Source organism: Bradyrhizobium sp. RP6 (genome assembly GCF_003837805.1).
In the GTDB taxonomy this organism is placed as follows: Bacteria; Pseudomonadota; Alphaproteobacteria; order Rhizobiales; family Xanthobacteraceae; genus Bradyrhizobium.
This window is the reverse complement of the sequence record NZ_RQIT01000004.1, coordinates 140160-163312: the sequence shown is the minus strand read 5'-3', so window position 1 is coordinate 163312 and position 23153 is coordinate 140160. Positions and strand designations below refer to the sequence as shown.

Annotated in this window: 24 protein-coding genes; 8 read left to right on the top strand and 16 right to left on the bottom strand. The window is 63.1% G+C overall.

What is annotated here, in order from left to right:
* Positions 1-30 precede the first annotated feature (30 nt).
* Entirely contained in the window at positions 31-1173 is a 1143-nt protein-coding gene (locus tag EHH60_RS11725) for an SbmA/BacA-like family transporter (protein WP_245454463.1), read from the top strand.
* On the opposite strand, the gene EHH60_RS11720 is transcribed toward EHH60_RS11725, so the two are convergent.
* The 3 genes from EHH60_RS11720 to EHH60_RS11710 all read right to left on the bottom strand — a co-directional run bounded on the left by EHH60_RS11720 (position 1151) and on the right by EHH60_RS11710 (position 4371).
* A complete protein-coding gene (locus EHH60_RS11720) occupies positions 1151-2092 on the bottom strand; it encodes a 1-phosphofructokinase family hexose kinase (RefSeq protein WP_124159621.1) in 942 nt (313 codons plus the stop codon). The genes EHH60_RS11725 and EHH60_RS11720 overlap by 23 nt on opposite strands.
* Positions 2093-2096: 4 nt before the next feature.
* Positions 2097-3491 carry a GH1 family beta-glucosidase gene (locus EHH60_RS11715; RefSeq protein ID WP_124159620.1) on the bottom strand — a complete coding sequence of 465 codons (1395 nt, stop codon included), beginning with the start codon at positions 3489-3491 and terminating at the stop codon, positions 2097-2099.
* 157 nt (positions 3492-3648) lie between these two features.
* Entirely contained in the window at positions 3649-4371 is a 723-nt protein-coding gene (locus EHH60_RS11710; protein WP_124159619.1) for a c-type cytochrome, read from the bottom strand.
* Positions 4372-4487: 116 nt separating this feature from the next.
* Between EHH60_RS11710 and EHH60_RS11705 the strand changes: the two genes are divergently transcribed.
* Complete coding sequence (locus EHH60_RS11705) at positions 4488-5246, top strand: CBS domain-containing protein (protein ID WP_124159618.1); 759 nt, start codon at positions 4488-4490, stop codon at positions 5244-5246.
* Between the two features lie 244 nt (positions 5247-5490).
* On the opposite strand, the gene EHH60_RS37095 is transcribed toward EHH60_RS11705, so the two are convergent.
* The 7 genes from EHH60_RS37095 to groL form a co-directional block, all read right to left on the bottom strand.
* Complete coding sequence (locus EHH60_RS37095; protein ID WP_158626726.1) at positions 5491-5655, bottom strand: hypothetical protein; 165 nt, start codon at positions 5653-5655, stop codon at positions 5491-5493.
* A 28-nt stretch (positions 5656-5683) separates the two neighbouring features.
* A complete protein-coding gene (locus EHH60_RS11700) occupies positions 5684-5884 on the bottom strand; it encodes a hypothetical protein (protein WP_124159617.1) in 201 nt (66 codons plus the stop codon).
* 256 nt (positions 5885-6140) lie between these two features.
* Positions 6141-6320 carry a hypothetical protein gene (locus EHH60_RS11695; RefSeq protein WP_124159616.1) on the bottom strand — a complete coding sequence of 60 codons (180 nt, stop codon included), beginning with the start codon at positions 6318-6320 and terminating at the stop codon, positions 6141-6143.
* Positions 6321-6339: 19 nt separating this feature from the next.
* On the bottom strand, positions 6340-7062 hold the full coding sequence (locus EHH60_RS11690) for a CBS domain-containing protein (protein ID WP_124159615.1): 723 nt from the start codon (positions 7060-7062) through the stop codon (positions 6340-6342).
* 77 nt (positions 7063-7139) lie between these two features.
* Positions 7140-7661: an Hsp20/alpha crystallin family protein gene (locus EHH60_RS11685; protein ID WP_124159614.1), complete on the bottom strand. Its 522-nt coding sequence runs from the start codon at positions 7659-7661 to the stop codon at positions 7140-7142.
* A gap of 245 nt (positions 7662-7906) precedes the next feature.
* The gene (locus tag EHH60_RS11680; protein WP_124159613.1) at positions 7907-8125 is read right to left on the bottom strand and encodes a ChaB family protein; all 219 of its coding nucleotides are present in this window, start codon (positions 8123-8125) and stop codon (positions 7907-7909) included.
* 79 nt (positions 8126-8204) lie between these two features.
* Entirely contained in the window at positions 8205-9827 is a 1623-nt protein-coding gene (gene groL, locus EHH60_RS11675; protein WP_124159612.1) for a chaperonin GroEL, read from the bottom strand.
* Positions 9828-10134: 307 nt separating this feature from the next.
* Here groL and EHH60_RS11670 point away from each other — a divergent pair, with 307 nt between their 5' ends.
* The 4 genes from EHH60_RS11670 (at position 10135) to ftsH (ending at position 15270) form a co-directional block, all read left to right on the top strand.
* Entirely contained in the window at positions 10135-11370 is a 1236-nt protein-coding gene (locus tag EHH60_RS11670; protein ID WP_245454462.1) for an efflux RND transporter periplasmic adaptor subunit, read from the top strand.
* Positions 11367-12593, top strand: coding sequence for an ABC transporter permease (locus tag EHH60_RS11665; protein WP_124159610.1), 1227 nt, complete (start codon positions 11367-11369; stop codon positions 12591-12593). The genes EHH60_RS11670 and EHH60_RS11665 overlap by 4 nt, the downstream gene beginning before the upstream one ends.
* Positions 12586-13272 (top strand): ABC transporter ATP-binding protein, encoded by a 687-nt coding sequence (locus EHH60_RS11660; RefSeq protein WP_124159609.1) that lies wholly within the window; start codon positions 12586-12588, stop codon positions 13270-13272. The genes EHH60_RS11665 and EHH60_RS11660 overlap by 8 nt, the downstream gene beginning before the upstream one ends.
* Positions 13273-13458: 186 nt before the next feature.
* Positions 13459-15270 carry an ATP-dependent zinc metalloprotease FtsH gene (gene ftsH, locus EHH60_RS11655; RefSeq protein ID WP_502697401.1) on the top strand — a complete coding sequence of 604 codons (1812 nt, stop codon included), beginning with the start codon at positions 13459-13461 and terminating at the stop codon, positions 15268-15270.
* A 64-nt stretch (positions 15271-15334) separates the two neighbouring features.
* Here ftsH and EHH60_RS11650 read toward each other — a convergent pair whose 3' ends face one another.
* Positions 15335-15673, bottom strand: a complete 339-nt coding sequence (locus EHH60_RS11650; protein WP_124159607.1) for a hypothetical protein — start codon at positions 15671-15673, stop codon at positions 15335-15337.
* A gap of 349 nt (positions 15674-16022) precedes the next feature.
* Here EHH60_RS11650 and EHH60_RS11645 point away from each other — a divergent pair, with 349 nt between their 5' ends.
* Positions 16023-16250: a DUF6894 family protein gene (locus EHH60_RS11645; protein WP_124159606.1), complete on the top strand. Its 228-nt coding sequence runs from the start codon at positions 16023-16025 to the stop codon at positions 16248-16250.
* Between the two features lie 430 nt (positions 16251-16680).
* Here the strand turns inward: EHH60_RS11645 and mgtA are convergent, their stop codons facing one another.
* The 5 genes from mgtA to EHH60_RS11620 all read right to left on the bottom strand — a co-directional run bounded on the left by mgtA (position 16681) and on the right by EHH60_RS11620 (position 21870).
* Positions 16681-19221, bottom strand: coding sequence for a magnesium-translocating P-type ATPase (gene mgtA, locus EHH60_RS11640; RefSeq protein ID WP_124159605.1), 2541 nt, complete (start codon positions 19219-19221; stop codon positions 16681-16683).
* Between the two features lie 220 nt (positions 19222-19441).
* A complete protein-coding gene (locus tag EHH60_RS11635; RefSeq protein WP_124159604.1) occupies positions 19442-19648 on the bottom strand; it encodes a hypothetical protein in 207 nt (68 codons plus the stop codon).
* A gap of 45 nt (positions 19649-19693) precedes the next feature.
* Positions 19694-20179 carry a hypothetical protein gene (locus EHH60_RS11630; RefSeq protein WP_124159603.1) on the bottom strand — a complete coding sequence of 162 codons (486 nt, stop codon included), beginning with the start codon at positions 20177-20179 and terminating at the stop codon, positions 19694-19696.
* Positions 20180-20594: 415 nt separating this feature from the next.
* A complete protein-coding gene (locus EHH60_RS11625) occupies positions 20595-20888 on the bottom strand; it encodes a hypothetical protein (RefSeq protein ID WP_124159602.1) in 294 nt (97 codons plus the stop codon).
* A 364-nt stretch (positions 20889-21252) separates the two neighbouring features.
* Positions 21253-21870, bottom strand: coding sequence for a helix-turn-helix domain-containing protein (locus EHH60_RS11620; protein ID WP_245454461.1), 618 nt, complete (start codon positions 21868-21870; stop codon positions 21253-21255).
* Between the two features lie 926 nt (positions 21871-22796).
* On the opposite strand from EHH60_RS11620, the gene EHH60_RS38675 reads away from it, so the two are divergent.
* A complete protein-coding gene (locus EHH60_RS38675; protein ID WP_349629063.1) occupies positions 22797-23081 on the top strand; it encodes an EF-hand domain-containing protein in 285 nt (94 codons plus the stop codon).
* Positions 23082-23153: the final 72 nt, after the last annotated feature.

The window sequence follows — 23153 nt, the reverse complement described above, 5'->3', positions numbered from 1 at the left end:
AGCACATGCCGGCTTTAGCTGTGAACATTGATGATGATCGAACCAGACCAGAACGGCTCTTCGCGGGCGAGGTCGCGATTCTGGCAGAGCGCCTCGGGCTTCTGGCGGGGAGCATCGGCCTGGCGCGTATGGGTGTTATGCGCGCTGTTGGTGATGATCGTCGTCCTCCAGCTCTACGTGCAATTTCGTTTCAACTACTGGAACCGCGACTTCTTCGATGCGCTGGAGAGCCGCGATCCTGCGCGGCTTAGGGGGCAGGCGTTCCTGCTCGTCCCATTGTGCCTCGGCAGCGTCGCGCTCGCCGTGACGTCGGTCTGGGGCCGCATGACCGTGCAAAGAAAGTGGCGGGAATGGCTGACCGGCAAGGTGATCGACTATTGGGTCGAGGATGACCGTTATGCCCGCCTCGCGGCCGTGCAGAGCGAGCAGCAAATTCCCGAATACCGGATCGCCGAGGACGTCAGGATCGCAACGGATGCGCCGATCGACCTCGCGCTCGGACTTGTATCCGCGCTGCTCAGCGCGGTCATTTTCATCCAGATTCTCTGGACCGTCGGCGGCGACATCGCGCTCCCTGTGGGACGTCATTCCATCCGGATCCCGGGCTACCTGGTCATCGGTGTCGCGCTCTATTCCGGCATCGTGACGACCGCGATGACGCTGGTCGGGGCGCCCCTGACCCGGCTCGTTCAGATCAAGAACCAGGCCGAGGCGGAGTTGATCACCGCGGCTCATGAGCTCCGCGATATCGGGGAGGGTGCCGCGCCGCGAGACCGACGGTCGGAAGTCTGCCGCGACGTTCGCAGTGCGCTCGGGGCCGCCATCGATCAATGGCGCCGCCTGTGCTGGCAACTGATGCGGACGACGATCGTGTCACACGGAAACACGCTTCTGGCGCCGATCATCGGCCTGGTGCTTTGCGCGCCGAAATTTCTTTCCGGAGCCATGACACTGGGCGAGCTCACGCAAGCCGCCGCGGCCTTCACGCTGGTGCAGGCCTCGTTCAACTGGGTTGTCGACAATTACGCGCGTATCGCCGATTGGAGGTCGTCGCTGGAACGGGTCGGCGGTCTCCTGCTGTCGCTCGACCGCCTCAACCGGGAAACGCCGCCGCAGCAGGCAGAGTCCTCGATGCTTCCGGCTGGACCCGTCAAACTGCCGTGGAAAGAATGACCTGTTCGGCGAGACGCTTGACGTCGTCGGGCCGGCAGAGTTCGGTGCCTGGATTGAGCAGGGCCGCGGCGCCGGCGGCGACCGCCTGTCGAAAGCAGTGTTCGAGGCCGGCTCCAGATGCCAGCCCGTAGACCAGCGCGCCGAGAAAACTGTCACCTGCGCCGACGGCGCCGACGGGCACGATCGCGAGAGGCTTGGCGCGCCACACGCGCTCGCTCGTCACCAGCGCGGCGCCGAGATGTCCCATCGTGAGGGCGACCATCGCCGCTTTGCCGCTGCGCACCAGCGTTCCGGCCGCTGCTTCCCATTCGGCGGGATCAGACGGCTCGCGGCCGACCAGCTCGCGCATCTCCCGCAGGTTCGGCTTGACCAGTTCGACTCCTTCCGCCACCGCAGCAACGAGGGCCGGACCCGAGGTATCAAGGATCATCTTGGCGCCGCGCTGTTTGACGATCCTTGCGACCCTTGCATAGAAGTCGTCGGGCACCCCTGCCGGGAGGCTTCCGCTGGCAACCACGAAGCTGGGAAACGGCTGCAGCGCCGACAGCAGTGCAAGGCATCTCTGCCATTCGTGCTCTGCAAGAGGCGGCCCTGGCAGAATGAATCGATAGGGCTGGCCTGTGCCGATCTCGCGGACGAAGAAGTCTTGCCGGGTCTCGCCGGCGATCGGAAAGGTCAGGCTTTCGACGCCCTCCTTGTCCAGCAATTGACGCAGCAGGTCTCCCGTGAGGCCGCCCACCGGATAGAGCGCGGTGCCATTGCCGCCGAGCCGCTTGACCACGCGCGCAACGTTGATGCCACCGCCGCCGGGATCGCGGCGCTGGCCGATGCCGCGCAGCTTGGCGACAGGGACGATCCTGTCCACCGATGTCGACACGTCAACCGCCGGATTGGGCGTGATCGTGAGGATCGCGCTCATCGGCTCAGCTGAAGACCGTGGAGGCGGCCATCGCGCCGGGCGTTGCCGTCACGTTGTCGAGCGCCGCGCGGTCTGCGGCAACCTGCGACCGTCGCGACGACCGAATGAGATCCGAATACCAGTGCGCCGACGCCTTCGGGGTTCGCTTCTGCGTGGCAAAATCGACATGCACGAGTCCGAAGCGTTGCGAATAGCCCGATGCCCACTCGAAATTGTCGAGCAACGACCACACGAAATAGCCCTTGACGTCGGCTCCGGCCCGCATCGCGTCCTGCATTGCCCTTGTGTAGGCGTCGAGATAGGCAATTCGTGCGGTGTCCTGAACGCGGCCGCTATCGTCCGGCTTGTCGTCCGCGGCGGTTCCGTTCTCCAGCACGTAGATCGGCAACCGGAAGCGCCGGTGGATGTCCAGCAGCGTATCGCGGAACGCGTCGGGAATGATGGGCCAGCCGATGGTGGTGCGGCGTACGCCAGCCGGCGGTGCACCGAAGCCGGCGCCGATCGGATTGCTGTCGGCCTTGATGTAGTGCGGTGAATAGTGGTTGAGCCCGAACCAGTCGACCGGCCGTGCGATCTGCGCCATGTCACCGGACTTGACGTAGGGCTCGATGGCCTCGGCAAGCTCCGGGGGATAGTAGGCAAAGTGCTGCGGATACGGGAATGCGTCATTCCAGTACGGCGCGAGGCGCCGCGTCGCCGCAACGTCCTCCTCTCGCGTGGTGGCGGGATAACAGGGCTGGCGGTTGTGAATGGCGCCGAGCGATGCGCCTGTCACCGATTGCCGGAGCACGTCGATGGCACGGCCGTGACTGAGGTTGACGTGGTGAATGGCTCGGTGCAAAGCGCCCCGGTCGGCAATGCCCGGCGCGTTCCAGCCGAGACCGTATCCGAACAGCGTGAATACGCATGGCTCGTTGAAGGTGGCGAACCGCTTGACCCGATCGCCGAAGCGTTGGGCCGCCAGCGCAGCATAATCGGCGAACCATCCCGCGATGTCCCGGTTCTGCCAGCCGCCAAGATCCTGCAGCGCCTGCGGCAGATCCCAGTGATAGAGACAGACCCAGGGTTCTATGCCGGCAGTCAGAAGTGCATCGACGAGCCTGTCGTAGAAATCGAGGCCCGCCTCGTTCGCAGCCCCGCGACCGCGAGGCAGGATGCGCGGCCACGAGATCGAGAGGCGGTAAGCACCGACGCCGATATCGCGCATCATCGCGATGTCTTCACGGTAGCGGTGATAGTGATCGCAGGCGATATCGCCGGTATCGCCATTCTTGATGCGGTCCTTCTGTCGGCAATAGCTGTCCCATATGCTGTCGCCGCGCCCATCCACATGGGAGGCGCCCTCGATCTGGAAGCTCGAGGTCGAGACGCCCCACAGAAATGAGTTCGCTGCCGGCATGCGCGTCCGGGCTGAGGGAGCGGCTCCGTCTGTCACTGTCATGTGCCTGCCTTGCGCAGTTCAGATTGTGTTGGGTCCACAATGCTGTTCTTTGCCGGTCACCGTTTGACCGAGATCAACCGCCGGGCTTGCAACGGGCGAGTGGAGCGGACCGGGTTTAGCGCAGCGGGCCGGCTCTCAACGTTTCGAGGTACGCGACGATTTCCTCGATCTGGTACTCCGCGAGCCGCGGGTTCGGCATGGCCTGGTCGGGTCCGAGCCTGCGGTGGCCCGATGCCAGGAACTGCCTGATGTCATCGGTGGAGAACGAGGGACGACTGATGATCTCCACGAGGCTCGGCGCCGGGGGGCGGGACTCCGGCGATTCCCTGGCGGCATCCTCGACGATATGACAGGTTCCGCAGGAGGCGTGGGCCAGCGCCCGGCCTTCGGTGACCTGATCGACGAACAATTGGTTGGTGACAGGTGGGCGAACCGGTACCTGGATTGTGATCGAGGCGTAGCCGCTGGCCCGATGGCAGCTGTTGCATTCGTTCGTGAGGGCCGAATAAGCCTTGGCGAAGGCAGGCACGTTCTTCTGTCGGATCGCCTCGCGTGCGGCTTGCAACTGAGCCTTTGCAGGAGCGGTCCGCGATGGGTCGGGCAAGAGCTTGCCGGCCGCTTCGAGGCTGGCATCGATCCGTTGGATCTCGTAGCTCGCCAGACCCCAGTTGCTGAGCTTCCCCGCAAACCAGAGCTTGGCATGCTGGAGCTGAAGCCGGGTCATGAGATCGGAGAGCGCGGCAGAGACCTCGACCGACGTCGTTGCGGCCGGCGCTTCGGCCCTCGGCGCCGCGACTGCCGCAAGGATCGCGGCCACCAACAATGCTTGCAGGCGCATGTCCGATGTCCAGATTTGACGGCAGCATGGCCCTCGATCGCGGCCAAGTGGTTGATCTCGATCAAGCCCCTGTCAGGGGCGGCGACTACCTGTGAGTTCTCTCTGGAGTTGATGACATGCGCGCGCACCAGATAATGTCCCGGCGGGTGATAGCTATTCGGCCCGAGGCTTCGATCGCCGATGCCATCAGGGTCATGCTCGGTCACCACATCAGTGGACTGCCGGTCACGGATGCTGCGGGAAAGCTCGTTGGCATCATCTGCGAAAGCGACTTCCTCAGGCGGGCGGAGCTCGAAACGGAACACACGCGCAACCGGCTGCTGACCGTCCTGCTCGGAACCGACCGAATCGCGCGCGAATTCGTCAAGGAGCACGGGCGCAAGGTCGAGCAGGTGATGACGCGTGATCCGGCGACGACCAGGGAGGATACTCCCCTCGAGGAGATTGCCGACCTGATGGAGCGCCGAAACCTGAATCACGTTCCGGTCATGCGCAATGATCGCGTTGTCGGCATCATTACCCGGTCCGACTTCCTGTCTGCAGTTGCCGGCCCGCTGACCGGCGCATCCGGCTATTCGGAAAACGACAATCAGATCCGCCGTTCGGTTCTTACGGCGATGGCCGGGATGCCCTGGCAGCCCGTCGGCTTGAACGTGAGCGTCAGGGATGGCGTGGTGACGCTGCGCGGCGTCGTCAAGGGCGACAACGCCCGCCGGGCGGCGATCGTGGCTTGCGAGAACGCTTCGGGCGTTCGCGGCGTCGATGATCGGCTGTGCCTTCAATCGGTCAGTCCCGATCCGGAGGACGATTACGGCGGCGGCGACTTCGTCTCGCTGCAGGCCGAACCATCCACGCTCGATGACGAACCGTTGTAACGCTCGTCCGTGAGGACGACAATCTCCCAACGGCGGCAGTGCAATCGCATCTGAGGAAACGCGGCGGGGACTCGCCTGCGGCCTACCTTCGAGACGCCCGCCTCCGGCGGGCCCTCAGGATGAGGGCGGAGTGTGCAGCAGCAGTTTCAAAGGAGAAGATCGCAAAGCGGTCGTCTCGAAGGACGAGGCGCTTGCTCAGCCCCGTCCGAAAGGTCCCCTCCGACGGGCGACCGTGCGGATCGACTTAGTTTTCCGCCCCCCGACGGGTGAGATCGGGATTCGCAGTCCGGCCGGGTGTCGAACGGACCGGCTGCTTGGCAGCTCTGGCGGTCGACGAAAAATAGAGCGCGAGCTCAAGGATGCCATACATCGCGAGTAGCATCAGCGCCTTGATTGCTTCGTTGGTCATCTGAATATCCTCCAACAGCCGATCTCACCTAGCGTTGGGCCATTTCGGTCAGCGCATGCATCGGACGCGCCTGGTAGACGGCTAGCGTCTTCGCCTTCTGGAAGCTCAATTCGGGCTGGACCAAGTGCACGGTCAGCGTGGTCGCCACGATGGCGATGCCGGCAAACAATCCGGCGACGACCACCTTCAGATGCGTTGCCTTGTCCGCAGTGTAAATCGAGTGGTTCATTTGCAGGCCCCTTGCCGGTGCGTGCTGACGAACCCTTACTAGCGAATAAATGGTCCGGCCGAAATTTGGGAGCTTCACCTAAGGTGATGTCCGTAGCCGCACGGAACTGAGGGTAACATTTGCATTTCTGAAGTACCGGCTCACCGCCTTACCTTTGCTGTGCCCGCCGGCGCCATCGGGCGGCTTCGCGCATGGGTTCGGCAGGAGCGGCCGCAGGCGGCGATCTCAGGGGTCGGCCGCCGTGTCGCGTCCGCAGCTAGCGCGGTGCCTGTCGGTCCCGCCCGGTAAAGGCGGCAATCAGCCCGACCAGGACAGTCACGAGCAACATGGTCACGATGGTCTGGATCAAGCCGAAGTTCAGTGCGTCACGTGCCACGAACAGCGCCGTGATCGGCGCTGCTATGGCGAAGAGAATCCGAACGAACCATCCGAGCATGGTGACCTCGACCGCGAGTTCAGCCGGCGGCCTTCATGTCTTCGGGCGATTCCACGTAGAACCCGGTATAGGTGTCGACGAAGCAGAGATGGTCGTGAACCTTCTTGACGCCGGCGGTGCTTTCGGCGGCGACGATCGCGGCCTGACGGGCTTCATCGGTGGTGACGAGGCCATGCAGATGCACGACGCCTTTGCGGACATTCACCTCAAAGCCGATCGGACGCCAGTCCGTGCCGTTGACCGCGCGCGTGATGCGCTCGCGAATGTGCTCGTCATCGGCGGTCGGATCCGGAATTTCGTGCAGGAGGCTCGCCACGGCTTGCAGCAGGTTCGTCCTCGTGACGATCCCGACGGGCGTCTTGTCCCGCATCACGGGGACGCGCTTGATGTCGTTCTTCTCCATCAGGTCGACCAGTTCGGCCAGATCCGTGTCTTCCTGCACCGAGACGACCTGCTTCGTCATGACGTCCGCGACCTTGCGGCCGCGCTCGTGAACGAACTCGGCAGCCGCGCGTCCTGGCCCCATGAAGAACTTCAGCCAGGCGGCGTGCCTGCGGCCGGTGCCAATCTCGCTGCGGCGGAGGAAGTCGCTTTCCGAGACAACCCCGACGAGGTTACCGGCATCGTCGATGACGGGCAGGCCGCTGATGTGCATTCGGAGCATGATCTTGGCCGCCTCCTCGATCGTCGTATGCGGTGTTACGGCAACCAGGTCCTTCGTCATGATATGATGCGCGCGCATGGTGTGTCCTCGAGTTCGCTGGCGAGTTTTCTGGGTGAGGCGAGGCTGCGACTATCGCAGCCTCGCGTCTCGGGCCTTCAAGCGGCCTTTACACTGATGGTCTTGGCCGGCTTCTGAGCTTCTTCGGTCTTGGGAAGCATGACCTTGAGCACGCCGTTTTTGAACGTCGCCTCGATCTTGTCGGCATTGACGCCGTCGGGGAGCGCGAAATAGCGCTCGAACGAGCCGTAGCGGCGCTCGGAAACGTAGTAGTCCTTCTTCTTCTCTTCGGTCTCTTCCTTCTTCTCGCCTCTGATGGTGAGACCTCCGTTGACGAGCTTGACTTCGATGTTCTTCTCGTCGAGGCCGGGAAGCTCGGCCGTGATCTCGTAGGCCTTGTCGCTTTCGGCGACGTCGACGGCCGGCGCATTGAAGTTCTTGGACAGATCGCGCTCCAGCCCTGCGAGCGATCGGAACGGCCGTTTCCAGAAACCGTTGCCGAAATCGTCGAAGATCTGATCGATTTCGTTTCTCAGCGCCTGGAACGGCTGCCATACCTCGCCTGCGGCTGCAGGTGCGGTGGACGTCTTGGTGACAGGAAGTTTGGTTTCGGTCGCCATGATCATTTTCTCCTTCGAGTTTGACCATTCCGGTCGCCACGAAGGATAGTGTCGGCCATCGTGCGCTGGTTGATTTCGCTCAAACCCAAGAGCTGCGCGCGCGAAATCAGATGCGTCCGCAGAGCATAGGACAGTCATGTCCCATGCAGTGTGAAACTCGTGGTTCCGCGTCTGCGTGTCGAGCAAAATAGGGCAGGTCCAGAGACATTTATCGATTGCAGGGGCAGTCGAGAACATGTGGGCGCTTATGAAGCCGGTCGCCTTGGTAGCCATTGGTCGCCAAGTTTCACGTATGAGCGCTTCACGGCAGCCCAGGCCGTGCGGTGAGCGATCTCTTCCTGGCGTAGGTCCCCGGCATGCGAGGCGAACGCGTGGTTGAACGCCTCCCGGTAGATGTCCAGGGCATGAGGCGGCAAATGGTGCCGCACGCCAGAGGGAAGGTCCTTGTTCGAGCGATAGGGCATCGTTGCATCCTGTACGGAATCTTCGCCCGCCTTGCGCCGACGGCTGATGCTTTTGCGTTTGCTGCAGGGCCTACGACCGCTACATCGCCATGTCGGGCTCGGGCAGCCGCTCGCGCCTCGGCTCCGGAATCTCCGTCATCGTCGCCTCCGTCAGAAGAAGCACGCTTGCGACGGACACCGCATTTTCGAGCGCGATCCGTACGACCTTCACGGGATCGACGATGCCGGCTTCCACGAGGTCGACGTAGACCTTCCGGGCGGCATCGAAGCCGGAATTGCCTTCGCTGGCCAGCATCCGGGCAACGACGACGCCGCCATCGGTTGCGGAATTCTCGGCGATCTGGCGCGCGGGAGCCTCGAGCGCGCGCTTGAGGATCTGAACGCCCGTTCGTTCGTCGCCCTCGCAGGTGGACTCCTCCTTGGCCACCGCCGCGATCGTACGGAGCAGGGCGAGCCCGCCGCCCGGCACAATGCCCTCGGCCACCGCAGCTTTGGTCGAGCTGATCGCATCGTCGAGCGCCTCCTTCTTCGCCTTCATCTCGGCTTCGGTCGGTGCTCCCACCCGGATGACGGCGACGCCGCCCGACAGCTTGGCGAGGCGCTCTTCGAGCTTCTCGCGGTCGTAGTCGCTGGTCGTCTTCTCGATCTCGATGCGGATTTGCGCGAGCCGCGCGTCGATACGGGCGCGATCGCCGCCACTCCCGATCAGAGTGGTATTCTCCTTGTCGGCGACCATCCGTGCGGCGCGACCGAGCTGCTGGAGGGTGGCACTCTCGAGCTTGAGCCCGATCTCCTCCGAGATCACCTGCGCGCCGGTGAGGATGGCAATATCTTCCAGCATGGCCTTGCGCCGGTCGCCGAAGCCTGGTGCCTTGACCGCGCAAGCCTTGAGCACGCCGCGAAGCTGATTGACGATGAGCGTCGCCAGCGCTTCGCCCTCGATGTCCTCGGCGATGATCAGAAGCGAGCGGCCGCTCTTGGCGACCTGCTCGAGCAGGGGAACCAGGTCGCGCAGGGCGCCGATCTTGTGGTCACAAAGCAGCACGTAGGGATCCTGCAGCACGGCTTCCATGCGGTCCGCATCCGTGACGAAGTAGGGCGACAGGAAGCCGCGGTCGAATTTCATGCCTTCCACGACGTCCAGCAGGGTCTCGGTGGTCTTGGACTCCTCCACCGAGATCACGCCGTCACCGCCGACCTTCTCGATCGCATCCGCCACCAGCTCGCCGATGGAGATGTCGTTGTGCGCCGAGATCGTAGCGACCTGAACCTTTTCCGCCCTGGTCTTCACCGGCTTCGCCATGGCGTGCAGGGCGGCGATGGCGGCCTGTGTCCCGCGATCGAGGCCGCGTTTGAGGTCGATCGCGCTTGCGCCGGCGACGACGTTCCGGACGCCGTCCGAAAGGATGGCGTGGGCCAGGATGGTCGACGTGCTGGTGCCGTCGCCAACGACATCGCCGGTCTTCTCGGCGGCCTGCCGCAGCACCTGGGCGCCCAGGTTCTCCTCCGCGTCCTTGAGATCAAATTCCTTGGCAATGGTGACGCCATCGTTGCACACGATGGGTGCGCCCCACGATTTCTGGATCAGGACGGATTTCGACTTCGGCCCGAGCGTGACGCGCACGGCATCGGCGAGAAGGGACGCGCCGCGCAAGACTTTTTCACGAGCCGCCGAGTGAAACAGGACCTGCTTGTGCGCCATTTCCATGTCCTCTGCTTTGCTGCCGTTGCCAGTGCGATTTTGCAGGCCAGTTTGGACGAGTGAGCTGTGGCCGGATTGATCTTCGTCAACGTGCGCATGCCGGCGTCGAAGCTCCCAGGCGGCGGAGCCTTCGACAGGCCGTCGATCGGTGCAAACGCGACAATGTTCTGGGACAGCGCGCATTTGCCGGCAGCGCGTTGACCTGGCGCAATCTGGAACAGCGGCGGTGCGGTATTCAGTTCGGCGGAATTCGCAGCAGCACAGAGTCATGGTCGAGCAAACACTATCTGTTTCGAAGCAGGAGCACATGACCCGGCTCTCCGCCGCGTCGGCCTGGTCGGGAGTCCTCGCTCACAAATGGTTTGTGCTCGCGATCCTTGTTCTGCTCACGCTTGGTGCCTGGCAAGGCGTCCGCATCCTGTTCGGACCTGCCGTCGTGGTCGACCAGGTCGCGCGCGGGCGATTGATCGAGACCGTGGTGGCGAGCGGGCATGTCGAGACACCATACCGCGTCGAGATCGGCAGCCAGATCACCGGCACGGTCGCGGACGTGCTGGTGCATGAAGGCCAGAAGGTCACCAAGGGGCAGCCGCTGATCTCGCTGGAGGCACGGGAACTCAAAGCGAGCGTGATCCAGGCGCAGGGGGCGGTGGCCCAGGCCGAAGCCCGGATCAGGCAGCTCGAAGAGCTGACGCTGCCCTCCGCAAAGGAGGCTCTGACACAAGCGCAAGCGACGCTTCTGAACGCCCAGCAGACCTATAGCCGCACGGCGCAGCTCGAACACAATGGCTACGCGACCAAGGCAGCCTTGGATGACGCGCAGAAGACGCTCGATGTCGCGCGCGCCGTGAAGCGTGCGGCGGAGTTCCAGGTCTATACGGCAAGTCCGGGCGGCAGCGACTATGTCATGGCGCAGACGCAGCTCAACCAGGCGCGAGCCAATCTGGACACGGCGGAATCCCGCTTGAGCTATGCCACGATCGTAGCCCCTCGCGACGGCGTTCTCATCACCCGGAACGTCGAGCGCGGCACCGTGGCGCAGGCGGGAAAGGCGCTATTGGTGCTGGCGCCATCAGGCGACTTGCAGCTCGTCTTGCAGATCGACGAGCGCAATCTCGGCAAGCTCGCGCTTGGACAGAATGCGCTGGCTTCCGCGGATGCGTACCCGGACCGGCATTTTGCCGCCAGGGTCTCCTACATCAATCCGGGCATCGACATTTCCCGCGCAACCGTTCAGGTCAAGCTGACGGTGGTGGAACCATCCGACGATCTGCGCCAGGACATGACCGTCTCGGTCGACATCGAGGTTGCCGCGAAAGACGATGCGAAGGTGCTTCCCGTCCGCTCGGTCCATGACGTCCTCTCCGGACAGCCCTGGGTGCTGACCGTGGAGGGCGGTCGCGCGGTCAAGCGTCCGGTGAAGCTCGGCTTGCGCGGCAACAGCAACATCGAGATCGTCGAAGGGCTGCAAGCCGGTGACGTCGCGATTCCGCAAAGCTCCGGCGTGGTGACCGGGCAGCGCGTGCGGCCCGTCCTGCCATGAATCGCTGGCTTCCATTCGAGTGGATCGCTGCCGTGCGCTTCCTGCGTGAGGGCAGATTGCAGACCGCTTTCATCATCGGCGGCATTTCGATCGGCGTGGGCGTCATTGTCTTCATGTCGGCGATGCTCGCGGGCATGGAGGCAAATTTCATCAAGCGCGTGCTGACGTCGCAGCCGCAGATCCAGCTCCTCACGCCGGATCAGGTCGCGCGCCCCCTGCGCAAAGCTGCCGGCGAGATCGAGGACGCGGTGGTGCAACGGCCGAGCCAGCGGGTGATCTCAATCGACCAGTGGCCGAAGATCAGAACCCAGATGCTGGCGATGCCGGAAGTCACCGCAGTCTCACCCACCATCACCGGATCTGCGCTGGCCATCCGCGGCGACGCCAGCCGGGCCGTGACGCTGACCGGAATCGAGCCGGACACCTATTTCAACATCGTCAAGGTGCCGGACTACATCGTCTCCGGCGGCGCGCGGCTGACCAGCGAGGACATCATCATCGGCACCGAGCTCGCCAAGAATCTCGGCGCCACTGTGGGTGACAAGCTGAACCTTCAGGCGGCAAGCTCTGCCAACCGGGTGCTGACGATCTCCGGCCTGGTCGATTTCGGCAACAAGGGGGCCAATCAGCGCGTGGCCTTCATCGCGCTGCGGACCGGACAGTCTCTGCTCGGCATGATCGGCGGTGTCACGACCATCGACATGACGATCAAGGACATCTACGCGGCCGAAACCATCGCCAGGCGGATCCAGGCCGCGACGGTTGTCGAGGCCGATAGCTGGATCGCGACCAACGCGCAGTTCTACACCGCCGTCCAGGCGCAGATCTACACGAACACCTTGATCCGACTGTTCGTCGGCTTGTCGGTGGCCTTCGGCATTGCCGCGGTGCTGATCGTCTCGGTGATCCAGCGCTCGAAGGAGATCGGAATCCTCAGGGCAATGGGAACCTCGCGCGGTCAGATCCTGCGGGTGTTCCTGCTCCAGGGCGGTCTGCTCGGCTTTGTCGGCTCGCTGTTCGGCGCGACGATGGGCGCCCTTGCGCTGATCTATTGGCACGCTGTTGCGCGTCAGGCGGATGGAAGCGAGTTCTTTCCGTTGATTCTCGAACGTAACCTCTTCATCTACACGGCGGTGCTCGCCACGGTCACCGGCTTGTTGGCTGCGACAGCGCCGGCGGTGCGCGCCGCGAAGCTCGATCCGGTGGTGGCGATCCGTGGCTGACGAGATCCTGAGGCTGGAGCGCGTCTGCAAGACCTACAATGTGGGCCTGCCATCGGAGGTCGAGGTACTGCACGACATCGATCTCGAGCTCGCCCATGGCGAGTTTCTGGCTTTGATGGGTCCGTCTGGCTCCGGCAAGAGCACGCTGCTCAACATCGTCGGTCTGCTCGATCGGCCGACCTCCGGCCGGCTCCTCATCAAGGGACGCGACACCGGCCTATTGGGCGACAACGAGCTCACGCATCTCAGAGGCCACACCATCGGCTTTGTATTTCAGCATCATTTGCTGATCTCAGCCTTCACCGCGCGCGAAAACATCATGATGCCGATGCTCGCGGACCGCGGATTTCCGAGCGCGGAGATCGCGGCCCGGGCCGATCATCTCCTCGCCGAGGTCGGTCTGGAGAGATTCGGAAACAATCTTGCCAACAACATGTCGGGCGGCCAGCAGCAGCGGGTGGCGGTGGCCAGGGCGCTCGCGATGAATCCGGATCTCGTGCTGGCGGACGAGCCGACCGGCAATCTCGATTCGAAGTCGGCCGATGCCGTCTTCGAACTGATGCGACGGGTCAATCGGGAGAGCGGCACCAGCTTCCTGCTCGTCACCCATAATCTCGACCTCGCGCGCCGCTGCGACCGCATCATCGAGGTGGTCGACGGCCGGATCGCGCAGCATTGAATGGTGGGAATCCTGCGCAAGCGTCATGTGCCGTCAGTCCTGTCGAACTCATCGGCCCGGTCGTGTGGGACCGCCGTGTTGACCTGAATCAAGCAGAGGTCGCCGTTCTCCATTACCATTCACGGCGCAGCCGACGGTGATGGGAGAAGCAGAGTGGAGTCCGATCAAGGTTCACGGAATCAGACCATGGTCATGGCCGCTGTGTTGGCAGGCGGCCTGCTGCTCGTCATGCTGCAGTTCGGGCTCACGACGTACAGTTCAATCGAAACCATTCCCTACAGCCAATTCGAGCAGCTGCTGGCGCAGGACAAGATCGCCGAGGTGTCCGTCGGCTCGGACATGATTCAGGGGAAATTGAAAGAACCGCTTCCGAGTGGAAAGTCCGCATTCATCACGGCGCGGGTCGATATGGCTTTGGCCGAGAAGCTCGCGGCAAAAGGCACGAGTGTGACCGGCGTTCCCAGTGGCGGCCTGCTGCAGAGCTTGCTGTCGTGGATCTTTCCGGTCATTGCCTTCTTCGTGATCTGGTTCTGGATCGGCCGCCGCATGGGAGGCGGCCAGGGCTTGGGCGGGCTGATGGCGATCGGCAAGTCCCGCGCAAAGGTCTATGTCGAAAAGGACATCAAGGTCACCTTCGCGGATGTCGCCGGAGTGGACGAGGCGAAGTTCGAGCTCCAGGAAGTCGTTTCATTCCTCAAGGACCCCACGAGCTATGGCCGATTGGGGGCGCATGTACCCAAGGGAATATTGCTGGTCGGACCACCGGGAACGGGAAAGACGCTGCTCGCCCGCGCCGTGGCGGGAGAGGCCGGTGTTCCGTTCTTCTCGATCTCGGGCTCGGAATTCGTTGAGATGTTCGTTGGTGTCGGCGCGGCGCGCGTCCGGGATCTGTTCGAGCAGGCCCGAAAGGCGGCACCGTGCATCATCTTCGTCGACGAGCTCGATGCGCTGGGACGCAGCCGCGGGCCGCTGTCGTTCGGAGGTTACGACGAGAAGGAGCAGACCCTCAACCAGCTCCTGTCCGAGCTTGACGGCTTCGACCCGAGCGCCGGCGTCATCCTGCTGGCGGCCACCAATCGCCCCGAGATCCTGGATCCCGCACTGCTGCGCGCGGGCCGCTTCGACCGGCAGGTTCTGGTTGACCGGCCGGACAAGAACGGGCGCGTCGCCATTCTCAAGGTCCACGTCCGCAAGATCCGTATGGGCAAGGACGTCGACCTCGACAAGGTCGCGGGACTCACGACCGGATTTACCGGCGCCGACCTCGCAAACCTCATCAACGAAGCGGCGATCGCCGCGACCAGACGGAGCGGTGAGGAGGTCACGTTCGATGATTTCGTCACGGCGATCGAGCGGATCGTGGCCGGCATCGAGAAGAAGAGCAGGGTGCTCAGCAAGGACGAACGGCGCAGGGTCGCCTATCATGAGATGGGCCATGCCCTCGTTGCGGCCAGCCTGCCCGGCGTCGACCCGGTGCAGAAGGTCTCGATCATTCCGCGCGGGATCGGCGCATTGGGATACACCATCCAGCGTCCGACCGAGGACAGGTTCCTGCTGACGATCGAGGAGCTCAAGAACCGCATAGCGGTGCTGATGGGGGGACGCGCATCGGAGCGTCTGATCTTCGACGGTGCGATCTCCACCGGCGCCGCCGACGATCTTCAGCGTGCGACCGAAGTCGCGATTGAAATGGTGACCAAATACGGCATGGACGAGACGGTGGGGCAACGCACCTATGCGCCCAAGCCGCAAGCGTTTCTCGGGGCGGCCCAGGACAAGATCGTCGGGGCTGCCGAGGCAACGGGCCGCGAGATCGATCTCGCCGTCCGCAATTTGATTGAGGAGGGCGACCGCCGCGCCCGGGATATCCTCCAGCGGAGGCGTGGTGACCTGGACGCCGGTGTGGAATTGTTGATCGCCAACGAAACGGTGACGTCCGAGCAGTTCGCGCCGCTGCTCGGCAAGCGCAGCGAGGAGAGCAAGCCGGTCGCGGCGTGATCGTGACACGCATGAACGACCGCGGCTCGCCTTGCAAGAGCTCGCATCAAGCCTGCCGAGGCCATCAGAGGCCGCGCGCGTTGATCTTCCTGCGCAGGCGATGACACGCATCTTCCAGGAGAGTCTGAAGATTCTCGATGTTCACCAGCAGCTCCTCCGCGCGTCCTCGTTCTGGCGTTCCGAAAGCAAAACCGTCGCGCAGATGCGTGACGTCCTCCAAGCGCTTGCGTCCGGCTGCGGCTCGATGCTCGAAGAACTCGAGTTGCTCCAGATCATGACCGAGCCCGTCCTCTTCGGAGATCAGCATCTTGGTGATGGCGCTCCGGCGGTCAGGCGTGAGGTCGTCGCCGTTCAATAGCGCGATGTAATGGTCGACATTCGCCCGAGCGATGTAGCGATGCATGACGCACTCCCGTAACCCAATACTACCACCGCAAGGGTAGGCGGCGAAGATGATCGTGTTTTTGGTAGGTCGGCCGGCAAGGTATTATAGTAACGCGGACGCAAGTGGTAAATCAGAATATCCGCGATCGTCCTGAATGGTGATCCACGTCGCGAAGAAGATGTTGCCGCAGATCTGGTTGAGCCCGATCAAGTCCGGGATTCGCGGGCTCGTTAGTATTCGATTTGCGTAACCCGACCCCACGGTTACGTCCCCGAGTCGCCGCCGAGGTCCATCCCACCGCATCTCGGCGGCTCTTTTTTCTGATGATTGTTTCAGTCAAGCTGTGTGGGGGCGCGGGAATCAGCCGATGCTCACCTACTATTTCGATATCAAGGACGGCGTGCCCGTCCGGGATAGGTCCGGACTGGAGCTTGTGAGTGATGGTGCCGCCATTGCACACAGCAAGATTCTCGCCGACAAGATGCGCAGAGAGAAGCCGAAAGGCCATCCCGCGCTCCAGATCGTCGTCATCGACGAGAGCGGCCGGGAAGTTCACCGCGAACAGATTTATCAAACGGGACCTGAGCACCGGTAAAGGGATGTCGTGCGCGCCTTTCTCTCCCTGCCGGAGTCCATCGCCCACATCGCGGAATTCGGTCGGCTCATTGATTTGGCGCAAAGCCTCAGGCCGATCGACTTCTAGCCTCACCCGACGCGCCGGGTCCAACAGGTGCTGACCGCAAGGGAGGGGAAGCACTGTGAAGTGGGAGCACGTCAAGCAGACCGTATCGTTCAAGGAGCGCCTTTCCGCGTGGGCCGAATAACTCCGCGAGCAGGCCGCCAGGCTGAAGCCTGGCCCCGAACGGGAGGCGAAGGTTCGTGAAGCCGATGTCGCGGCTCACCTCGACGAATGGGTCAACTCTCGGGGTCTTCAGCCACCAAGGTAGGGTTGCTCTCCTTCTGAATGCGGCTCCGATCGGTGCGTTGTCGCCTCATGCGCGGCATCAGCTCAGATCGACCGTCTGTCAACGCTCCGAGATTGCCAGGCGTTTGGCGACGTTCGCCGAGATCAGATAGGCAGCTGCGATGGCAATGATCGCCGCAACTATTCCTCCTGAAAGCGCGGTAAAGCCAAACAGCCCGCGCCACGGACCGAGCGCAAGCGCCAGCCCGGCGAGAAGGGCGCCGACAGACGTCGCGATCAAGATGTTGTGAGGGCGGTTCGCGCGCCACGGCATGCGGCGAGACCGGATGACGAAGATGACCAGGATCTGGGTGAGTATCGATTCCAGGAACCACCCGGTTCGAAACAGTGCCGCATCCGCCTCGAACACCCCGAGGAGAACGACGAAGGTGATCGCATCGAACAGGGAGGACGCCATTCCCATGATGATGGAGAAGCGCAGGATGCCGGCCATGTTCCACGTTTCGGGCTGGGCAACGTCTTCGCGGTCGACCTCGTCGAACGGGATCCCGATTTCGGAGAGATCGTAGATCAGATTGTTCAGCAGGATCTGCAGTGGCAGCAACGGCAGGAATGGAAGAACGATCGACGCCAGGGCCATTGAAAGCATGTTGCCGAAATTCGAGCTCGTTCCCATTCGGACATATTTCAGGATGTTGGCAAAGGTTCTGCGGCCTTCGCGCACGCCGGCCGCAAGCACTGACAGGTCGGGAGTCACCAGGATCATGTCGGCGGCTGCGCGGGCGACCTCGGTCGCGCCCGTGACGGATATGCCGACATGAGCTGCGTGAATCGCCGGCGCGTCATTGACGCCGTCTCCCATGAAGCCGACGACGTGATTGCGGTGGCGAAGTGCGGCAATGATCCGTCGCTTCTGATCGGGGTCGATCCGGGCAAAGAGATCGACGTCGTCGACCCGGGCGACGAGCGCGGCATCGGTGAGGCCGGAGATCTCGGCTCCGGTCATGACGCGCTCCGACGGAAGACCGACCGTTCGCGCGACATGCGAGACCACGGCGTCATGGTCACCCGAGAGGATTTTTATCGTCACGCCGAGCGAGGTGAGCGCTTCGATCGCCGAGGCCGCATCCCGCTTCGGCGGATCGGCGAAGACACAGAAGCCGAGCATGGTCAGATTGGTCTCGTCCCCGACGGCAATCGTCCGTTGCCCGGCCGGAATGGACCTGATGGCGACGGCAAGAAGCCGGAAGCCGTCGCGCGCATATCGAGTCTGGATGTCCGCCATCTTCCGTTGCCATGCGGCGTCGAGCGGATGAGTGAGGCCATCGATCTCGACGGCGGCGCAGCGGGCCAGGATGGATTCCGGAGCTCCCTTTGCGATCAGCATGTGCTCATCCTGCCTTGCGACGAGGACGGACAAGCACCTCCGCTCGAAGTCGAACGGGACTTCCGAAAGCCGGATCCAGCCGTCCGGGCCATCACGGCTCGCTGCCAGGATCGCGTCGTCGAGAGGGCTTCGGACACCAGCCTGGAATGTGCTGTTCAGGTGCGCGAAGCCCAGCACGCGATCGCTGGGCCGATCCTGCGGATCGATATGCGCCTCCAGCGTGATCCTGGCTTCCGTCAACGTGCCGGTCTTGTCGACGCAAAGCGTGTCCATCGCGCCGAGGTCGTGAATGGCGGACAGTCGCTTGACGATGACTTTTCGCTTCGCCATGCGCAGCGCGCCACGGGCGAGTGTCACCGTCATCACCATGGGCAGCAGCTCGGGTGTCAGGCCGACGGCGAGCGCGACCGCGAAGAGGAAGGACTCCATTGCGGGACGTTGCGCGACGAGATGAGCCATCAGCACAAAGAGGGTGAGAAAGAGAGTCAGTCGAAGGATCAGCACTCCGAGCCTTCGGACGCCCTCTTCGAGAGCGGTCGGCGGCGCGTTGGTGGCCATTGCCGCGGCGATCGCGCCGAAGCGCGTCCGGCTTCCGGTCCTCACGACCAGCATCTTGCCGCTTCCGCCCACGGTGCTGGTCCCTGCGAACAGGGCGTTTGTGGCATCCGCCGGCAATGCCGCCGAGCAGGAAGCGTCCGTCTTGAAGGCCGGAAACGGTTCGCCCGTCATCAGGGCTTCATTAACATGCAGTTCCTGGGCATCGAGGACGATGCCATCAGCCGGTATCAGATCGCCGATGCGGAGTTTCACGACGTCCCCGGGGACGAGAGCCGTCACCGAAACGGTCCTGTCCCTTCCGTCCCTGATGACGTCGGCCTGAATGGCGACGGATTCCCGCAACGCTTCGGCCGTCCGCTCGGCGCGATGCTCCTGAACGATATCGAGCGTGATAGACAGGGACAGCACGGTCGCGATGATGGCAAAACTGCCGATGTCGCCGCTCAGCCCGGATACGAGCGCAGCCGCCAGCAGCATCGCAATCAGCGGATTCCAGAGGCGTTGGCCGAGCTTGCGCAGGGCAGACCGGCTTTGGGAGGCGTCGGCGTGGTTTGCTCCGAAGATCGCCAGCCTTCGGTTCGCTTCGGTCTGTGTCAGGCCTCCCGGACCTGAGCCGAGTGTGCGGCAGAGCTCGTCCTTTGGCGCTTGCCAGAACTCGGCAACCAACGTCTCGGCCGGAATGGATTGCGCGATCATTGGGAGGGCTCGCCGGTCACTGACATCTGGGCCAGACGAGGGTAAGAGGCTATTCGACGCCTGGGTTGATGCAGCTCAACTCGGCTCCAAGGCGTACGAGCCTAATATCCCAACAGCGCCAGTCCGATCCAGAAGGCCGCGAAGGCAGAAAGCAGCGCACACCCGACGCCCGCGACCGAGGCTGCAATTCTCCAGCTCATGCCAGCCACGCCCCGCACTCCTAATAGACGGACACAGCACGACCTGCGTCTGCGTGAGCACCGTCCTGATGCGACGGCTCGATCGCGGCGAGGGCGGCCTGCTCATGCAACAGGCGCCACTCGATGTAGTTGCGCTCGACGTCGGTGAGATGCGTCTTCAGCAAGCGATGATAGCGCTCGATATTCCTGCTGTGGGCGCGACTGAGCGCAAAGCTGACTGCCGACATGTCACCTCCTCGTGCTGATGTTCCGAGCTGCGCTACTTCAGCGCATCATTTTTTCCGGCTGTTCGGCGATGGCGAAAAGATCTGGTTGGCAGGTGGTTGGCCGCCGGTTGGAATGGCGATGGTCACGAAGCCGCGGCCCATTGCGGTATGGCAGGCGTTGCAGCCGTCGGTCAGCGCGCGCATGGAGGCGACGAACTTGCGATCATCTGCCGCCGTGATCGCGTCGGCGACCGAGAGCAGCGGCTCCCTCATCGTTGTGACGTTGCTGACGGGCACCGCCGGATAGAAGATGGCTGCTTCGGCCAGGCTGTTCGTCAGCTGCCGCAGTTCATACGCGGCCAGGTCCCAGTTCTTCGCCTTGCCCGCATACCACAGCTTGAGATGCTCAACCTGCGCCATGCCCATGACCTCGACGAGGCGAGGCGCCTCCTGCTTCGCGCTCGCGGACGGCGGAAAGTCGGACTGAGCAATCGCGGACGTGACCGCACCCACCGAAACCGCGAGAACCGCACACCAATATTTTAGCGTCATCCGAGCATTCCCTGTCAATTTCGCCCTTTACTATCAGGCTCGCGTTCCCTGCGCTTGAGCTGAATCAAGCTTTCGCGTTCCCCCCCGCCCGCGGGCGGTCTCTCCAAAGCCGCCGACCGTCAATTCGAAATTGGTGTCTTGCCGCGAAGCGCCTGAGCGGGATCAGTTCAGCCTTCCGAGAAGTCTTCGGATGATCTTCCTCAGATTGTCGGCGTACTCGTCGATGACCTGACGCCTCTCGGCCGATGGCGAAAGCTGACCATTATCGCCTTCGTCCGCCGACGGACTATCCGTCCGCGATCCCCCACGGATGATGGAGTCGGTCGGCTTTGTCAGCTTCACGGGAATTCTGGCCTCTGGAGAGGGCTGCGCGCACTGTTCAGGATAAGGAACAGTTCCATCAGCCTGATCCGGTTCACCCGCGCCGGGCTGGATGCCCCGAGGCCGCCGGATCGCATTTGGGGCAGCGGCCGTCCGCGGCTGCTCCGAGCTGATGGCCAAGCTCCGTCCTCAGAGCTTCTTTCTCCCAATTCGTGCCGTCAGGTCTGACCATCCGCTTGGCGCGCTCGAAGGCGTGGCTCTCGGCGGCGTCATCTCCGATACGGATGATCACGTCGCGGTGGAAGGGGCAAACAGTCGTCGCGCGGGTCGACTCCAGTGCGTAGCGTACGGCAGCGGTGAGATCGTCGGTATGAATGTCGGCAAGCATGTCGGCTCTCCTGATCGGCGTACTCCTTTGCCCGGGCGATCCTATGGCTTCGACGCAAATCGGCCCCGGGCTCCATGGGAGCGCCGAGGCCGATTGTTCGCTTGGTTTTTCCATCTAGGGTCCGAGCTCGTCCAACAAACCCGCGTTGCCGACTTTCGTTCCATCGAACTCTCCGGCGGAGCCGCTCTCCGGCCTGCTCCATGCTCGCGGTCTTCTGCACCTGTGTATGAAGGCAGCGCCCGGAATGCCTAGGAATCCGAATTTCGCTCCTTCCGGCAGCGGTACCTCAGAAAGCGTTCCCGATGCCGATATAACGCTATAATCAGTGTCACCAACATGTCTTGATCCAGCTCAAAGTGCGCGATCAGGCGTTCATGTCCCTGAGGTGCTCTCGATTGCGCAGCACGATCTGCCTGGCACCGGAAAAGCCGAGAATGCCTCCGCTGTGCAGTTGGGACAGTGCGCGAGAAATCGTCTCCAGCGTCAGCCCGAGATAGTCGCCGATATCCCGGCGGCACATCGGGAGCGCCAGCATGCCCGCGCCCGCCAGCCGGCGATCCATTTCGAGAAGGAACGCCGCAACCTTCTCCATGGCGTTCTTGCGGCCCAGCAGCAGCATGTGATCCTCGGCATGATTGAGCTCGGCGGCCGTCATGTTCCACAATCTGCGCGCAACCTGGACGTCGGTGGTTGCGGCCTTTTCGAGCGCCGCGCGCTTCACGAGACGCACCGTCGTATCGACGATCGCTTCTGCCGCGAGACGGTGGCTCGCTCCCGACTCCAGGCCGAAGACATCGCCGGGCAGATGGAATGACCCGATCTGCCGCCGCCCGTCCGACAGCAGCTTGTACGTCCTGACGGAACCCGACACGACCTGGTAAACGTATTCGGCCGGCTCGTCTTCGCCAAAAATCTCTTCGTCCTTGTGGTAGGAGAACTCGCTTGCGACCAGTCCTGCCATGGCTGCGAATGGATCGGACATGCGGGACGCCTGGGTCGTTCTATGGCTAAGCGGCTGATTGACGCTGAGGGCGGTGGCCGGCATCGGAAACTCCTTTTGATGGAGCTCAAATACGCCAGCCGATCATGTCCGGATATCTAGGGAGGATTCGTAGGGCGATGTCCTTACGTATGTTTGCGTAAGTCGGCGCGGCCGGAAGCGCTCGATTGACCGCTCTCGATTGGCAATGAGGGCGCCGGCGCCGCGCGATATCCTCGCCGCTCCCGCGTAGATCCGTTCAGGACAGTTGCCTAAGTATTGGCCCGCAATTTCAATGCCGAAGCGGCGGGCGCATATGGGCAGCATGGAGCGCAATGTCATCTTCAAATGTCCCCGCAGCGGCATGAACGTGCAGCACTGGCTTCCCGACGCGACGTCGGGGGCCGTGGACACGCACGTTTCCGTCCGATGTCCCGCGTGCGGCTCGTTGCACTTTGTCGACATCGCCAGCGGCAAGATGTTGAGCGAAGGGGGCGGTCAGCGGCGTCGTCGACACTCGTCCGACGAAGCCCCGTCGCGCACGCCGCGACAAGCGCTCACGCCCAGCGAAAGCTGAGAACGTCCGAGCCGTCCCTCGCGATGGCGGAATCATCCTGCGCAACGCCAAAGATGGCCGTTGAGGCAGGATAGGACCTCTCTCCAACAGCCACATGTTGACTTGGGTCAAGGCGAACTTGGCGAGGTTCGACACTGTTCCGCTACAACCCAAAGCCGGAGGAAGCACCATGCGAGGCCGAACCATTGCTGCAGCGCTACTGATTGCCGTCTCGGGCCACACAGCCTTGGCTCAATCGCCGGCGGACCATGAGGCCCATCATCCAGGACAGGACCAGGCGCCCGCGTCACCACAGACGGACTCTCCCCCAAGCCAATCCGCAGAGCGGCAGCGCACGATGCGAGGTGGAGATATGATGGGAATGATGGGCCAGGGAATGATGGGCCAGGGAATGATGGGGCCGGGAATGAAGGGGCGCGGCACGACGGGCGGTGACAGGATGGGACCGCCGATCGGGTCTCGCATCATCTTCGCGCTGATAGACGCAGATGGCGACCGGAACGTCTCCTTGTCGGAATTTCAGGTCGCTCACGAACGAATATTCAAGGCCATGGACAGCGACAAGGACGGCAAGCTCACCCTGGAGGAGATGATGGTGTTCATGCACGGGACCAAGAGCTCCGCTCCTCAACAATAGCGAGCGAAATCGAGGGGGCGGGCCGCCGAGTTGCGCCAAATGAACTTTTACGTCGTTCCGATCGCCTCGCTG

Excerpts from the sequence above, each read along its gene's own strand:
- EHH60_RS11690 (WP_124159615.1), bottom strand. The coding sequence starts at position 7,062 with ATGCGCGCGCATCATATCATGACGAAGGACCTGGTTGCCGTAACACCG.
- EHH60_RS11720 (WP_124159621.1), bottom strand. The coding sequence starts at position 2,092 with ATGAGCGCGATCCTCACGATCACGCCCAATCCGGCGGTTGACGTGTCG.
- EHH60_RS38675 (WP_349629063.1), top strand. The coding sequence starts at position 22,797 with ATGATGGGAATGATGGGCCAGGGAATGATGGGCCAGGGAATGATGGGG.
- EHH60_RS11645 (WP_124159606.1), top strand. The coding sequence starts at position 16,023 with ATGCTCACCTACTATTTCGATATCAAGGACGGCGTGCCCGTCCGGGAT.
- EHH60_RS11670 (WP_245454462.1), top strand. The coding sequence starts at position 10,135 with ATGACCCGGCTCTCCGCCGCGTCGGCCTGGTCGGGAGTCCTCGCTCAC.
- EHH60_RS11715 (WP_124159620.1), bottom strand. The coding sequence starts at position 3,491 with ATGCCGGCAGCGAACTCATTTCTGTGGGGCGTCTCGACCTCGAGCTTC.
- EHH60_RS11700 (WP_124159617.1), bottom strand. The coding sequence starts at position 5,884 with ATGAACCACTCGATTTACACTGCGGACAAGGCAACGCATCTGAAGGTG.
- EHH60_RS11620 (WP_245454461.1), bottom strand. The coding sequence starts at position 21,870 with ATGTCCGATCCATTCGCAGCCATGGCAGGACTGGTCGCAAGCGAGTTC.
- groL (WP_124159612.1), bottom strand. The coding sequence starts at position 9,827 with ATGGCGCACAAGCAGGTCCTGTTTCACTCGGCGGCTCGTGAAAAAGTC.
- EHH60_RS11630 (WP_124159603.1), bottom strand. The coding sequence starts at position 20,179 with ATGACGCTAAAATATTGGTGTGCGGTTCTCGCGGTTTCGGTGGGTGCG.
- EHH60_RS11695 (WP_124159616.1), bottom strand. The coding sequence starts at position 6,320 with ATGCTCGGATGGTTCGTTCGGATTCTCTTCGCCATAGCAGCGCCGATC.
- EHH60_RS11725 (WP_245454463.1), top strand. The coding sequence starts at position 31 with ATGATGATCGAACCAGACCAGAACGGCTCTTCGCGGGCGAGGTCGCGA.
- EHH60_RS11625 (WP_124159602.1), bottom strand. The coding sequence starts at position 20,888 with ATGCTTGCCGACATTCATACCGACGATCTCACCGCTGCCGTACGCTAC.
- EHH60_RS11665 (WP_124159610.1), top strand. The coding sequence starts at position 11,367 with ATGAATCGCTGGCTTCCATTCGAGTGGATCGCTGCCGTGCGCTTCCTG.
- mgtA (WP_124159605.1), bottom strand. The coding sequence starts at position 19,221 with ATGATCGCGCAATCCATTCCGGCCGAGACGTTGGTTGCCGAGTTCTGG.
- EHH60_RS11635 (WP_124159604.1), bottom strand. The coding sequence starts at position 19,648 with ATGTCGGCAGTCAGCTTTGCGCTCAGTCGCGCCCACAGCAGGAATATC.
- ftsH (WP_502697401.1), top strand. The coding sequence starts at position 13,459 with ATGGTCATGGCCGCTGTGTTGGCAGGCGGCCTGCTGCTCGTCATGCTG.
- EHH60_RS11705 (WP_124159618.1), top strand. The coding sequence starts at position 4,488 with ATGCGCGCGCACCAGATAATGTCCCGGCGGGTGATAGCTATTCGGCCC.
- EHH60_RS11685 (WP_124159614.1), bottom strand. The coding sequence starts at position 7,661 with ATGGCGACCGAAACCAAACTTCCTGTCACCAAGACGTCCACCGCACCT.
- EHH60_RS11710 (WP_124159619.1), bottom strand. The coding sequence starts at position 4,371 with ATGCGCCTGCAAGCATTGTTGGTGGCCGCGATCCTTGCGGCAGTCGCG.
- EHH60_RS37095 (WP_158626726.1), bottom strand. The coding sequence starts at position 5,655 with ATGACCAACGAAGCAATCAAGGCGCTGATGCTACTCGCGATGTATGGC.
- EHH60_RS11650 (WP_124159607.1), bottom strand. The coding sequence starts at position 15,673 with ATGCATCGCTACATCGCTCGGGCGAATGTCGACCATTACATCGCGCTA.
- EHH60_RS11680 (WP_124159613.1), bottom strand. The coding sequence starts at position 8,125 with ATGCCCTATCGCTCGAACAAGGACCTTCCCTCTGGCGTGCGGCACCAT.